Origin of the sequence: Mesorhizobium sp. WSM4935 (genome assembly GCF_029625735.1) — a bacterium.
Classification (GTDB): Bacteria; Pseudomonadota; Alphaproteobacteria; order Rhizobiales; family Rhizobiaceae; genus Mesorhizobium.
Window position 1 is genome coordinate 128,248 of the sequence record NZ_JARTVR010000002.1, and the last position, 13,171, is coordinate 141,418.

The 13,171-nt window shown below is 63.4% G+C and carries 9 protein-coding genes and 2 pseudogenes; 5 read left to right on the forward strand and 6 right to left on the reverse strand.

From position 1 onward, the window contains the following. Positions 1–281: 281 nt before the first annotated feature. A pseudogene (locus P9273_RS04920) lies at positions 282–758 on the reverse strand (hypothetical protein); the annotation flags it as partial. 118 nt (positions 759–876) lie between these two features. On the opposite strand from P9273_RS04920, the pseudogene P9273_RS04925 reads away from it, so the two are divergent. Then, a pseudogene (locus P9273_RS04925) lies at positions 877–1,325 on the forward strand (MucR family transcriptional regulator). Between the two features lie 60 nt (positions 1,326–1,385). On the opposite strand, the gene P9273_RS32240 reads toward P9273_RS04925, so the two are convergent. Together P9273_RS32240 and P9273_RS04930 are read right to left on the reverse strand one after the other, a co-directional pair. Next, complete coding sequence (locus P9273_RS32240; RefSeq protein WP_336619366.1) at positions 1,386–1,592, reverse strand: type IV toxin-antitoxin system AbiEi family antitoxin domain-containing protein; 207 nt, start codon at positions 1,590–1,592, stop codon at positions 1,386–1,388. 450 nt (positions 1,593–2,042) lie between these two features. Then, the gene (locus P9273_RS04930; protein WP_278047890.1) at positions 2,043–2,210 is read right to left on the reverse strand and encodes a hypothetical protein; all 168 of its coding nucleotides are present in this window, start codon (positions 2,208–2,210) and stop codon (positions 2,043–2,045) included. A gap of 800 nt (positions 2,211–3,010) precedes the next feature. On the opposite strand from P9273_RS04930, the gene P9273_RS04935 reads away from it, so the two are divergent. Then, a complete protein-coding gene (locus P9273_RS04935; protein ID WP_278047891.1) occupies positions 3,011–4,087 on the forward strand; it encodes a pyridoxal phosphate-dependent aminotransferase in 1,077 nt (358 codons plus the stop codon). A 22-nt stretch (positions 4,088–4,109) separates the two neighbouring features. Then, positions 4,110–5,027 carry an allantoinase PuuE gene (locus P9273_RS04940; protein ID WP_278047892.1) on the forward strand — a complete coding sequence of 306 codons (918 nt, stop codon included), beginning with the start codon at positions 4,110–4,112 and terminating at the stop codon, positions 5,025–5,027. A gap of 35 nt (positions 5,028–5,062) precedes the next feature. Here the strand turns inward: P9273_RS04940 and P9273_RS04945 are convergent, their stop codons facing one another. From P9273_RS04945 to P9273_RS04955, 3 genes are all read right to left on the reverse strand, one after another. Next, positions 5,063–7,480: a GcvT family protein gene (locus tag P9273_RS04945; RefSeq protein ID WP_278047893.1), complete on the reverse strand. Its 2,418-nt coding sequence runs from the start codon at positions 7,478–7,480 to the stop codon at positions 5,063–5,065. Positions 7,481–7,627: 147 nt separating this feature from the next. Continuing rightward, entirely contained in the window at positions 7,628–9,283 is a 1,656-nt protein-coding gene (locus P9273_RS04950; RefSeq protein ID WP_278047894.1) for an ABC transporter substrate-binding protein, read from the reverse strand. Positions 9,284–9,460: 177 nt separating this feature from the next. Further along, a complete protein-coding gene (locus P9273_RS04955; protein ID WP_278047895.1) occupies positions 9,461–10,354 on the reverse strand; it encodes a LysR substrate-binding domain-containing protein in 894 nt (297 codons plus the stop codon). 170 nt (positions 10,355–10,524) lie between these two features. Here P9273_RS04955 and P9273_RS04960 point away from each other — a divergent pair, with 170 nt between their 5' ends. Together P9273_RS04960 and P9273_RS04965 are read left to right on the forward strand one after the other, a co-directional pair. Continuing rightward, positions 10,525–11,922: an MmgE/PrpD family protein gene (locus tag P9273_RS04960; protein WP_278047896.1), complete on the forward strand. Its 1,398-nt coding sequence runs from the start codon at positions 10,525–10,527 to the stop codon at positions 11,920–11,922. A gap of 7 nt (positions 11,923–11,929) precedes the next feature. Continuing rightward, a complete protein-coding gene (locus tag P9273_RS04965; protein WP_278047897.1) occupies positions 11,930–13,171 on the forward strand; it encodes an FAD-dependent oxidoreductase in 1,242 nt (413 codons plus the stop codon).

The window sequence follows — 13,171 nt, forward strand, 5'->3', positions numbered from 1 at the left end:
GGATCATAACCACCCGGCCGGTCATCAGCCGCCGCCTGAGCGCTGTCCCTGGATTTCGAACTAGTCGGAGATAACAACCGTGCAACGATCGTTTTGGGATCGGAACGTGGCAGTCCGCCTTTAGATTATCAAAACCAGCCGTTGCGTAACATTCGATTTCGTCGCTCGTGCTGCGGCGCTGCGAGAGTATGAGATGGCCGCTCTCTTCGTCGGTGGCGGAAACGGGGGGGCACTATCGGTTGCGGGCAGCGAGGATCGCCTCGGTTTAAACGAGACACGCCTCATATGCTCGGTTGCGGCGCAGTCCCGGCCGGCCTTTCGCCGGAAGACAATATCGCCTTGTTCTTCAACTCGCGGAACTGGCGCGAGGCTTCGGAGAGGTCCCATTCGGGGTTCGGCACTTGGCCCTCGATCGCCTCGAAATAGACTTGCATCAGCGAGGCGATGGCGAAGGGCTCCACGAAAGCCGCCTTCAGCGCCCAGGCAAAGACGATGGCCAGCACGAAGCCCCAGCCGCTTAAATGGCCTGGCAGGAGGTAGACGACCGCGCCCGCCGGAGCCAGCATGAGCAGGAAGATGACGAAGGTGACGCCCCACAGGATCAGCGCCAGCCAGACCGCGTTCTTGACCATCTTCATGCCGTTCTGGGCGTAGAGCACGACGCCCTGCCGGGCGGTCTCCAAGGGCGAGGACGAGTCGTTGCGGATGTTGTAGCCCAGGATGATCTCGTCGACATAGGTCAGCGAGATGCGGATCACCGCGAATTGGACACCCGCTAGGGTTGCCTCCCGCCAAAGCCTCATCTTACAGCTCCGGTGGTGGTTTATCGATATACAACATGGCGAAGCGCACTGATCCGATACCAGGAGCGAAGACTTGAGCGATCAAAACCAAGGCGTGACAGCCGATCTAGTCGGGCTGACGGCCGACATTGTCTCTGCCTATGTCAGCCAAAATGCCCTGCCCGTCGCTGGGTTGCCAGACCTCATCGCGTCGATTCATTCGTCAGGCCTTGGTCAGCCAAATGTGGCCGAGCCGCCTAAACAGGAACCCGCCATAAATCCGAAAAGGTCGGTGACACCGGATTTCATAATCTGCCTGGAAGACGGGAAGAAATTTAAATCGCTGAAACGTCATCTCGCGGTACACTACGGGCTCACTCCCAACGAATACCGCGAAAGCGGGGATTGAAGCGCGACTACCCTATGGTTGCGCCGAACTACGCGGCCCAAAGATCGACGCTCGCGAAGGCTTCGGGGCTCGGACGCAGACCACAACCGACGCTCGCCAAAAAGGCTCCCGCGAAGCGCAAATCCAGGGCTTAGTGGCGGCAAACCGCTGGTTCGGCGATGACGCCTGCAGACAAGTATCCTGACGTAACCTGATCATTTCGCGTCGTGAATTGCTGCGCGATCGATTCCATAGCCGACCTTGATGAGGAGACCCTCATTGCACATCCGTGTTAGATAGCAACGGGGAATACCGATGTTCGTGAGGTCGCGCGTTCGTACTACCCACCGGTCCTGAGCGAGCGCGACTGCCCGCTGCCTTAGGGATAGTTTCGGGCCACCTGCCAACCGGTTTCGCTCCACACGCTCGCGGTCCCGCTTTCGAATGTTGAGGGAAGGCTCTGGCGGAGTTTTGAGGGGAATCGGCAGTTCATAGTTCGCAGTTTCGGCGGCCCGGGGAGCCAAGTTTCCAAAGCATATGGATTTTCAAGGACAGCCCTCGCGACTTATTTGGCAAGGCGGGTCTTGGCTCACCACGGATGGGCTGAGCGTCCTCCGTTTGTATGGCGAGAACCCTTGATCGGGCTGATAAGCTCGATTCAGCTGGAGCGTTGCGAGCCTTGCTGGTCAGGCCCGGCGTGACTGGTTCTACCCCGCCAGCCTTGCCGGGCCGCTTGTTTTGGAGGTGACGGCCGCTGTCGTCGCCGGCTAGAGCAAGCAATCAGGCTCGGCGACTTCCCCGTAGCTTCCGTCCGGCACTGCGTAACAAGAAAGAGATGGAGGGCTGCGCCGTTCCGTGGAACGGTAAACGCCCTAGGCCTTATCTTCTTCGATCCCGATGCTGTCCCCGTCTCCATGGACCTTGTTCCGGTCCCAGTCGTTGGTCTTGTCGGGGGTTTCGGCAGCAGCATTTCGGGTTTCGCATTGCTTGTCCTTGCGGGGCTTGGGACCGGGCAGATCGCGCGATGATTTAGGTTCCATTGAGCTTGTCTCTACGGTCGAACAGAACTGCCAACGATAATCGGGCCTGAATGTTCCTGTTGCGAAATGGCCTCATCCAATCGCAAGCGTTCACCGCTGCTTGTCAGGCGTAACGGCCGGCGGCGCCGGCGCGAGGCTCGGGAGACATGCTGCTAGGGAGCGGCAGCTCGCCTCCACCGCTCGCCGTCGCCTTCGTTCGACCATTCCAGCAACGCAGTACAATCGATCAGTTCGTGAAACTGGGCGCTTGGGTCAAACCTGAGGCAGGAGCCATACGATCGCAGGCTTCGCAGTCCTTTCATTTTTTGGAGCCTCGCCCGACGTTCCGCTTCGCCCGGCAACGGCCGAGCTGGGTTTTTGTTCTTTTCTATCGGAGACTGCATGAGCAGCCCCTCCGCGAGGTTTCGGTCGTAACCCAACGATCCTATAGCTCGCCCCGCGACGGGCCATCATCCATTTGCAGGCCATGCCTCGAGCAGGGCTGATAGGCAAACCTTACGAATCGGTAAGGAAGGAATCCTGCATTCGGATGAGGGACTGCCTTGGCTGGCATTGATATAAATCCGGCGTTGCCAGTGCGGGCGTATGTTTTAGTGCAACGCCCCGCCAACCGGCCCGGCAGCCTTTCCTGAGCTGGCTTGCCGGGCCGCTCGCCTTACGGGCACAGGTCCATTTCTTCCTGCATGGGCCAGATTCCCCTAGCCATTGCACCGGCGAATTTTGCTTTGCGGCTTGGTCGCCCTGCCTTAGCCTCACTGCGCGACACCTTGCCGACAGCCGATAGCCGGACCCTTTATACCGTGCCCTTGAAAGCCGCTGCCCATATCGAGGCCATGTCCGCTTTCGCTCTGGCGAATTTCGGCGGTTACGACCAGCCGACACTGGCGCAGAACGAGAGCGCCTTTCCACCGAGCCCCAAGGCGATCGAGGCTGGCCGGGACGCCACGGCGCGCAGTCACCTTTATCCTGACCCGGACTGGACCTTGCTGCGCGATGCGATCGCCAGGGCCTATGGGGTCGAGCGCGACCTTATACTGTGCGGCGCGGGCTCGATGGAGCTGATCGCCTGCACCATCGCGGCCTTCGCCGGTCCCGGCACGGACGTGCTTGCCACGGACTACGCCTATAATTTTGCCGCCTCGGCGGCCGCGCGCGTCGGGGCGGCCTATGTCAAGGCGCGGGAGCACGGCTTTGAGGTCTCGATCGACGCCGTCCTGGCGGCGCTCACGCCGGCGACGCGCATCGTCTTCGTCTGCAATCCGGGCAACCCGACCGGCACATGCATCAAGAATACGGAGCTGCTGCGCCTGCGCGCGGCCCTTCCCGGCGACGTTCTCCTGATGATCGATCAGGCCTATGGCGAATTCGACGACCAGGATCCGCACGCCCTCTTTGCGCTGGCCGGGCGAGGCGACACCGTCGTCCTGCGCAGTCTGTCCAAGGCATACGGGCTGGCCGGCGCACGCATCGGCTGGGGTTTGTTCGCGCCCCAAATCGCCGCCGAACTGCGCAAGATTCAGAACTCCAACCAGGTCTCGACGGTGAGCCTTGCCATGGCCGTCGCGGCCATCGAGGACCAGGCCTATATGCGCGCAGCGGTGGCGCGCACATCGGACATTCGCGACCGCTTCGCGCAAGGATTGCGCACGGCCGGATACGAGGTTCCCGAGAGCCGGACGAATTTCGTGCTGGTGCGCTTTGCCGAGGCGGCGGCAGCGGCGGCCGCCGACAACGCTTTGCGCGGCGCCGGCATCGTCGTGCGCGGCCTCGCCGGTTACGGCCTCGCCGATTGCCTGCGCATCACGATCGGGCCGCAGGACGTCATGGACCGCGCGCTGCGCATCCTGACCGCCCTGCGCGGCCGGCTATGCTGGTAAGAGCTTTATCCGAGGGGATTTCATGACGTCAGACGCGCCGTATCTGCCCGCCCGCGATTTCATCGGCTATGGCGAGCGGCCTCCGCAGGCCGAGTGGCCCGGCGGCGCGAAACTGGCGCTCAGCATCGTCGTCAACTACGAGGAAGGTGCCGAATACTCGATCGGCGAAGGCGACGGCGTCTCCGAAACGATCCTGTCCGACCTTGCCGTGGCGCCCGCCATGCCGGGCTTGCGCAACCGCAACATGGAATCGCTTTACGAGTACGGTTCGCGCGTCGGCGTCTGGCGGCTCGTCTCGCTGTTCCGGGACAAGGGCGTCGTCCCGACCTTCTATATTGTCGGGCGCGCGCTGGAGCTCAATCCGGCCGCCGGCAAGGCGATCGCAGCACTCGGCAGCGACATCGTGTGCCATGGCTGGCGCTGGATCGACTATGCGCCGCTCAGCGAAGAGGAAGAGCGCCAGCATATTGCCATGACGGTGGATACGGTCCGCAAGATCACCGGCACCGATCCAGCGGGCTGGTACACCGGCCGGCCAAGCCTCAACACAAGGCGGCTGGTGGTCGAGCATGGCGGCTTTCTGTTCGACTGCGACGACTACAATGACGACCTGCCCTATTTCGTCGAGGTCGGCGCCAAGCGGCACCTCGTCGTGCCGCACAGCTTCGACAACAACGACAGCCGTTTTTCGCGCGGCTCCGGTCTCGAGACCGGCAGCCAGTTCTTCGAATATGTCAGCGACGGCGTCGACTGGCTTTTGAAGGAAGGCCAAAATATCCCGCGCATGATGACGGTGTCGCTGCATTGCCGGTTGGCCGCCCGGCCGGGGCGAATGATCGGGCTGGAACGCTTCCTCGACAAGATCACGGCCAATCCCGACATCTGGGTCTGCCGCCGCTCCGATATCGCCCGCCACTGGCTCAGCCGGTACGGCGGCTAAGCCGGGCAGCCGGCGCCCCGGTTGCCCGACAGCCCCTACGACCGCAGTCGCTTGCCTTCCGGATCGAAGGGTGGATGCGCGAGCAGCACCGCATCATGCGGCCTGCCCAGAATGGCGACGGTCACCTTGTCGCCGGCCTTGGCGGTTCCGGCCTTCACGTAGCCCATCGCCAGCGACTGATCGACGAAATAGCCATAGGCGCCCGACGACACCTGGCCGATCGGCGTGCCGTCCGGCAGGAAGATCGGCTCGCCGCCGGTGGCGTCGGCGTCCTTGGCCGAGACGGAAAGCATGATGAGTTCGTCGCGCGCGGGCTTCTCGGCGACGGCGAGATAGGCGTCGCGATTGAGGAAGTCCTTGTCCGTCTTGACCAGTCGGTCGAGCTTGACCTCCTGCGGCCAGTATTCCGGCGAATATTCGCGGCTCCAGCTGCCATAGCCCTTTTCGACGCGCAGCGACATCAGCGCCCGCGAGCCGACCGGCCCGGCGCCGACTTCCGCGCCGGCCTTGAGCAGCGCGCGGTAGAGCTCGATCTGATCGGCCGCCTTGCAGTGCAGCTCCCAGCCGAGATCGCCGGTGAAGGAGACCCTGAGCGCCACCACCTCCACACCGGCGACGGTGATCTGGCGCGAGCGCATGAACGGGAAGGCCTCGTTCGACAGGTCGTCATTGGTCAGCCGCTGCAGCAATTCGCGCGACTTTGGCCCGGCGACGTTGAAGCCGCCGAGTTCCTCGGTGCGCGAGCGGAACGTCGTGCCTTCCGGCAGCGGCACGGATTTGAAGAAACGCTGGTGGAAGCGCTCGGCCATACCCGAGCCGATCACCATGAACTCGTCGTCCGCCAGCCTGGTCACGGTGAAGTCGCCGGCAATGCCGCCCCGCTTGCCGATCAGTGGCGTGAGACAAGAGTTGCCGACTTTGGTCGGCATGCGGTTGGCGAAGACCGCGTTCAGCCAAGCTTCGGCGCCAGGGCCCTTCACCTCGTACTTGGCGAAGTTGGAGATGTCGATAATGCCGGCATGCTCGCGCAGCATACGCGCTTCGCGGCCGACCGGCCCCCACCAGTTCTGGCGCGTGAAGCCGACCGTCTCCTCGCGCGGCTCGCCTTCCGCGGCGAACCACAGCGGGTGCTCCCAGCCGAAATTGAGACCGAACACGGCGCCCATTTCCTTCTGCATGTCATAGACCGGCCGGGTCCGCACCGGGCGGCCGGCGGCGCGCTCCTCGTTCGGGAAATGGATCTTGAAACGGTGGCTGTACTGGTCCTGCACGCGGGCCTTGGTGAAAGCCTTGCCGGCCCAGTGGCCGAAACGCGCCATGTCCCAGCCGAACATATCGAGCGAAGGCTCGCCCTCGATCATCCATTCGGCGGCGAGCTTGCCCAGGCCGCCCGACTGCGAGAAGCCCGGGATGATGCCGTTGCAGCAGAAATAATTGCTGAGCTCCGGCGCCGGCCCGAACAGCACGGCGCTGTCGGGCGACCAGATCATCGGCCCGTTGATCACCTTCTTGACGCCGGCGGTAGCCGCTGCGGGGACACGCTGAACGGCGCGCATCATGTTCTCTTCGATGCGGTCGAGATCGTCGGGGAACAGCTCGTGGCCGAAATCCATCGGCGTGCCGTCCTCGGCCCAGAACTTCATATTGCGCTCATAGGCGCCGATCAGCAGCCCGAGGCCCTCCTGGCGCAGGTAATATTCCCCGTCGCGATCGGCGACCGACGGCAGGCGGCGCCCCATGGAAGCGATCTCGGGGATTGTCTCGGTGACGAAATATTGGTGCTCGGTCGGGATCAGCGGCAGCTGCAGCCCGGCCATGGCAGCGACCTCCCTGCCCCACAGGCCGGCGGCGTTGACCACCCATTGCGTGCGGATGTCGCCTTTCGGCGTGCGCACGATCCAGCTGCCGTCCGCTTGCGCCTCCGTCGCCGTGACCGGGTTGAAGCGATGGATCTCGGCGCCACGCTGGCGGGCGCCCGCGGCATAGGCCGCCGTTACGCCCGACGGATCGACATTGCCGCCCTCCGGCTCATACATGATGCAGCGTATGCCGTCGAAATCGACCAGCGGATGCAGCCGTTCCGCCTCGGTGCGCCCGACCTCGTAGAAATTCATCTTGTAGCGCCGCGCCTTGGCTTCCTGCAGCCTCAGCTGATGCTCGCGGGCCTCCGTCTGGGCTAGATAGAGCGAGCCCGGCTGGAAGATGCCGCAGCCCTGGCCGGTCTCGGCCTCCAGCTCCTTGTAGAGCGCCATCGTGTAATGCTGCAGCCGGCTGATATTGGTGGAATCATGCAGGCCGTGGATGTTGGCCGCCGCATGCCATGTCGAACCGGAGGTCAGCTCGTTGCGCTCCAAGAGCACGACATCGGTCCAGCCGAACTTGGCGAGATGATAGAGGATCGAGCAGCCAATCAGACCGCCGCCAATAACAACGGCTTGTGCATGAGTACGCATATTTGAGCTTTCTTCCCTTTGTTCGGCGACTTGCTTCGCGCTCTTTGGCAGCGCTTTGGGATTTCATTTAGCTGACTGATCGATCGCAGTCGCCGGCGAATTCAGGGGCGCAAGCCGCGCCCCTGAATTGATGCTTGAGCTGCCGGTCTAGGCCTTGTCCAGCCAGACCTTGTCCAGTTGCAGTTCGAATGTTTGGTGCATGCCGAGGTTCTTCACATAGGGGGCATGGTGACGATAGAGCGAGCGCCAGAACGCCTGGACGAGAATGCCGGAGTCCTGCAGGATGAACTCCACGTCCTTCATCAACTCTTTGCGCTTGGCCGGGTCGGCGACGGCCATCGCCTCGTTGAGCTTCTTGTCGAACTCCGGATTGGCATAGCCGGACTCGTTCCACGCCTCACCGCTGCGATAGGCGATCGCCAGCACCTGGACCCCCAGCGGCCGCATGCCCCAGTCGGTGGTCGACCATGGATATTTCGTCCAGTCGTTCCAGAACGAGGAGCCCGGGATGATGGTGCGCTTGACCTTGAAGCCGGCATCGCGCATCTGCGCCGCGACGACATCGGCCGGATCCTTCACATAGTCGGCATCGTAAGAGATGAGCTCGAACTCGTGATCCGTCTGGCCGGCCTCGGCCATCAGTGCCTTTGCCTTGGCCAGGTCGCGCGGAATCTTCGGCAGCTCGTAATATTCCGGGTGAATCGGGCAGACATGGTGGTTTTCGGCGACTTGGCCCAAGCCGCTGTAACCGAGTTTCAGCACAGTTTCGTTATCGACCGCGAGCTGGATGGCGTTGCGCACGCGTTTGTCGTCGTAGGGCTTGTTGGTTACGTTGGTGCGCAGCACGATGGTGCCGGCGGTGACCACCTGCTCCTTGACCAACCCCATGCTGTCATAGAGATCGACCGTGCCGCCGACCGTCTGGTAGTTGCAGTCGATCTCACCGGCTTCGAAGGCGCTGCCGATCGCGGGGTTGGACGCATCCGATCCGTAGTCGATCCAGTCGACGCCATCGAGATAGGGCTCGCCGCCGAACCAGGTGAAGTCCTTGCGCCGCCGCACCGAAGCCGACTCGCCGACCTTATAGGAGATCAGCTCGTACGGGCCGGTGCCGGGCGTCTTCAGCATATTGGCGCCATTTTTGTCGAAGTCGCGATGGACGATGACCGCCGGATAGTCGGAAAAGCCCGGGATGATGGTCACGTCGGATTGGTTGCATTTAAGCTTCACCGTATGGTCGTCGACCTTGGTGATGGCGCCTTTGGCGGCCTTTTTCGTGGCGGCATCGATCAGCGAACCCATGCGGCCAGCCATCGAATTGCCCTCGGCCGCCTTATCGCACCAGCGCTCGATGTTGTAGACGATGTCATCGGCGTTGAAGTCGTCGCCGTTCGACCATTTCACGCCTTTGCGTAGGTGCAGCGTGTATTCGGTAGCATCGTCGCTCACCTCCCAGCTCTCGACCAGATGGCCCTCGAAGGTGAAGTCGGTGGTGTAGCGGATCATGTAGTCGTTGCACTGACGCATGACGTTGGCGATTTCCGACCAGTCCCAGGCGCGCGGATCTTTCATGTCCTTGATGATCATTTGCATCTTCAGGATGCCGCCCTTCTTGCCGGGCACGGGCGCGGCGGCCTTGGCCGGCTCCATCCCTGCCATCGAATAGGCGAGCGCCGTGGAAGCGCCCATCACGCTCGCCATGGCCAGGAATTCGCGGCGGTCCATCCGGCCGCCTTTGACTTCGGCTGCGTAGCTTTCGATGACCGCCGGGACGCGATCACCGTTGCTCTTGAACATTGTCATCGTTGTTCTCCGGTTCAGGGCTTTCCGCCCGTTACATTCCCCTTGCGGCTGCGCATGTTAGGGGCGATGCAAAAATCCCGGAAGGGCTCGACCCTTCACAAACCGCAGAAAACCGGCCTTTGAGGCCTAAAAAAACGATGCCATTGTCCTGTCAAATTTTTGAGACTGAACCGAACACTATGGTCGCGCGGCGTCTTCCCTGGCCCTGGAAAGTATCCATTCCCTGACCGTGCGGGCGATGTTTCCTTTCGAAAGCTGGCTCTCGGTGAGATAGTAATTCCAGGGACTTGGCGGCCGCACCGGAAATGGCTCGACGAGCAGCCCGCGGCGCATATAGGCATGCGCGAGCGACCGCTGCGTGGCGACCAGGCCGGCTCCCATCGCGGCGAGCTCGAGGGCGATGTTGGAGGCGTTGGTCGACAGGCCCTTGTCGTGGTCCTCCAGGTCGACGCCAAGCGCCTCGGTCACCACCTGCCAGTATTCCTGGCGGCCATGCACGAAGATCCAGTCCACCTTGAGCATGTCGTGCGGCGTCTTCAGCGCATGTTCGCCGTCAAGCATGCCGGGGGCGCAGAGCAGCACCAATTCGTCGTTCCAGAGCGGGGTCGCCGCAGGCGGCCGGTCGTCGAAACGCCGCGTCGAGATGGTGATGTCGGCGATCTGCTCGCTCAAGTCCTCCCAGATCGTGCCGTGCAGCACGATCTCTATCTCGGGGTGCTTCTTGCGGAAGGCCGCCATGCAGCCCGCCAGCCAGTTCTCCGCAAGGCTCATCGGGCAGGATACGACCACCGTCCGATTGCGCGAGGAAGCCACGATCGCCTCGGTCGCCTGGTCGATCTGGTCGAGCGCCTGGCGCAAGGTCGGCAGGAATGCCTCCCCCATCTCGGTGAGCTTCAGGCTGCGCGGATAGCGGATGAACAGCTGCCGGCCGATATAATGTTCGAGCGCGCGCACATGCGTGCTGACCGCGGCTTGCGTGTAGCCCAGCTCCTTGGCCGCCGTGGTGAAGCTTAAATGGCGGGCCGAGCTCTCGAACGAGCGGATATAGTTCAAGGGGGGCGGCGGCTTCATCCCGGTCTCCTGCTGCGCGTTTCCTACAGCTATCGCACGCGCAACCGGCCATTCAATCGCAGACAAGCGACATGGCATCAATATTTTTGGTCAAAGCCGCCAAACTAATCGCGTGCCTGCGCAATGAACCCAATTTATTGATGTTGTGAAGAGACAGGGGAGATAAGCGCGTGGCTGTGCCGTCATACCGGCGTGAGGGGCCTGTCGTCCGTTCCGATACTTTCACGCGTCTGGCCGATTTCGTGCTGCGGCGTCCCGCTTCCGTCTTCCCCGAACCGGTGCTGGAACAGGCCCGTTACCTTCTGCTCGACACGCTCGGCATCGCCGTCGCGGCCGGACCGATGGAAGCGGGCCGCATCGCCCGCGACGCCGCGGTCCTGCTCTATGGCTCCAACGATCCGCAATATTCGGCCCGCATGCTGTTCGATGGGCGGCGCGCCAGCATTGCCGGCGCGGCCTACGCCGTCGCCACGCAGACCGACAACCTCGACGGCCACGACGGCTACAGTCCCACCAAAGGCCATATCGGCGTCGCGGTGGTGCCGGCGCTTGCCGCGCTCGCCGAGGCGAGGCCCGATCTCACCGGGCCGGAGGCGCTAGCGTCCCTGGTCGTTGGCTACGAAGTCGCCGGCCGCGCCGGCATCGCCTTGCATGCGACGGTGAGCGACTATCACACCTCGGGCGCGTGGAACGCGTTGGGCGTGGCCGCCGTGGCGGCACGACTGCGGCGGCTCGACGGAACCCAATTGCGCGAGGCGCTCGGCATTGCCGAGTATCACGGCCCGCGCAGCCAGATGATGCGGGAGATCGCCACGCCGACCATGCTGCATGATGGCTCCGGCCTCGGCGCTCTTGTCGGCCTCTCGGCGGCGGTGCTCGCCGAACGCGGCTTCACCGGAGCGCCGGCGATCACCGTCGAGGCGCCGGAGGTCGCGAGGCACTGGCAGGATCTCGGCGCCTTCTGGCAGTCACTGCATCAGTATGTGAAGCCTTATCCGATCTGCCGCTGGGCGCATGCGGCGATCGACGCGGTACGCCAGCTCAGCCTGGCGCACAATCTCGCCCCGTCCGACATCGCGCATGTCCAGGTGAACAGCTTCCATTATGCCGCCACGCTGTTCGACGGCATGCCGGACACGACTTCGAAGGCGCAATACAGCCTGCGCTTTGCCGTCGCGACCTTCATCCTTCATGGCCGCATCGGGCTGGAGCATATTTCCGGCCCCGGGCTCGCCGACGCCGCGGTCGCCGACATGCTGACCCGCATTACGGTGACTGAGAGCGAGCGCTACAGCGCCCGCTTCCCGGCCGGCCGCTGGGCCGACGTCGTCATCACGACCAACGATGGACGCGTGCTGATGTCGGGCGACGTGCATGCGCGCGGCGGTCCCGAAGCGCCGATGACCAAGCAGGACGTTGAGGCCAAATATATGGAGTTCGCAGCGCCCGTGCTCGGATCCGGCCGCGCCGCAGCGATCCGCGATGCGGTGCTCTCGCTCGATGATCGCGACAGCCGCTTCTCCGATCTCTCCGCGTTGCTCTACGATCCTCCCAAGACTTTGAGCTGAGCGCGCAATGCCCCTCAGGCTTCTGAAATACGGTCTCGGCAGGGACTATCCGGTCAGCGGCGACATCCCGGCCACGCCCGAGTTGAAGCCCGCCTACGACGTCGTCATTATCGGCGGCGGCGGGCATGGACTGTCCTGCGCGCACCATCTTGCCAAATATCACGGCATAAAGAGCGTGGCGGTGCTGGAGAAAGGCTATCTCGCCGGCGGCAACACGGCGCGCAACACCACCACCATTCGCTCCAACTACATCACGCCGGAAGGTATCGCCTTCTACAAGGAAGGCGTCGAGCTGTTCGAGCGGCTCTCGCAAGAGCTCGACTTCAACGTCATGTTCTCGCAGCGCGGCCAGCTCACGCTGGCGCACACAGAGGCGACGATGCGCAGCTTTCATATGCGCGCCGAGATGGGCAAGCATATGGGCACGCGCACCGAGGTCGTCGACCAGAAGGGCGTCGAGGAGCTCTGTCCGCTGCTGAACATGGACTATGGCGGCCCGCTCGAAATCCTCGGTGGGCTCTGGCATGCCGATGGTGGAACGGCGCGCCACGATGCGGTCGCCTGGGGCTACGCCGCCCAGGCGTCGCGGCGCGGCGTCGAGATCCACCAGCGCACCGAGGTGCAGGGCTTCGAGGTCGTCGGCGACCGCGTCCAGGCCGTCAAGACGAACCGGGGTCGCGTCGCCGGCGGCCAGGTGCTGATCGCCACCGGCGGCATGAACTATGACGTGGCGCTGATGGCCGGGGTCGAGCTTCCGATCCGCTGCTACCCGCTGCAGGCGATGGTGACCCAGCCTTTGAAGCCCTGGCTGCACACGCTGGTCTCGTCGGTTTCGCTGCACACCTATCTCGTGCAGTCCTCGCGCGGCGAGGTCGTCATCGGCGGCGGTTCCGATCCATACCAGCTCTATTCGACGCGCTCGACGCTCGACATGAAAGAGCATCTCGCTGAAGGCGCCGTCCACCTCTTCCCCTTCCTGCAGGGCGTGCGGCTGCTGAGGCAATGGGCGGGTATCACCGACATGACGCCGGATTATAGCCCGATCATGGGCGCGAGCCCGCTCGCCAATCTGTGGCTCGACTGCGGCTGGGGCACCTGGGGCTTCAAGGCGACGCCGGTCGCCGGAAAGCGCATGGCGCAGACGATCGCCGAAGGCCGCGTGCCCGAGATCCTGAAACCATTTGCATTGGAGCGGTTCGAGACCTTTCGGCTGCTCAACGAAATGGGCGCGACCGCCGCGAGCCATTGA

What these genes read in the sequence shown, in the direction of transcription:
- P9273_RS04930 (WP_278047890.1), bottom strand. Translation starts at nt 2,210, where the DNA reads ATGGAACCTAAATCATCGCGCGATCTGCCCGGTCCCAAGCCCCGCAAG.
- P9273_RS04940 (WP_278047892.1), top strand. Translation starts at nt 4,110, where the DNA reads ATGACGTCAGACGCGCCGTATCTGCCCGCCCGCGATTTCATCGGCTAT.
- P9273_RS04945 (WP_278047893.1), bottom strand. Translation starts at nt 7,480, where the DNA reads ATGCGTACTCATGCACAAGCCGTTGTTATTGGCGGCGGTCTGATTGGC.
- P9273_RS04950 (WP_278047894.1), bottom strand. Translation starts at nt 9,283, where the DNA reads ATGACAATGTTCAAGAGCAACGGTGATCGCGTCCCGGCGGTCATCGAA.
- P9273_RS04955 (WP_278047895.1), bottom strand. Translation starts at nt 10,354, where the DNA reads ATGAAGCCGCCGCCCCCCTTGAACTATATCCGCTCGTTCGAGAGCTCG.
- P9273_RS04965 (WP_278047897.1), top strand. Translation starts at nt 11,930, where the DNA reads ATGCCCCTCAGGCTTCTGAAATACGGTCTCGGCAGGGACTATCCGGTC.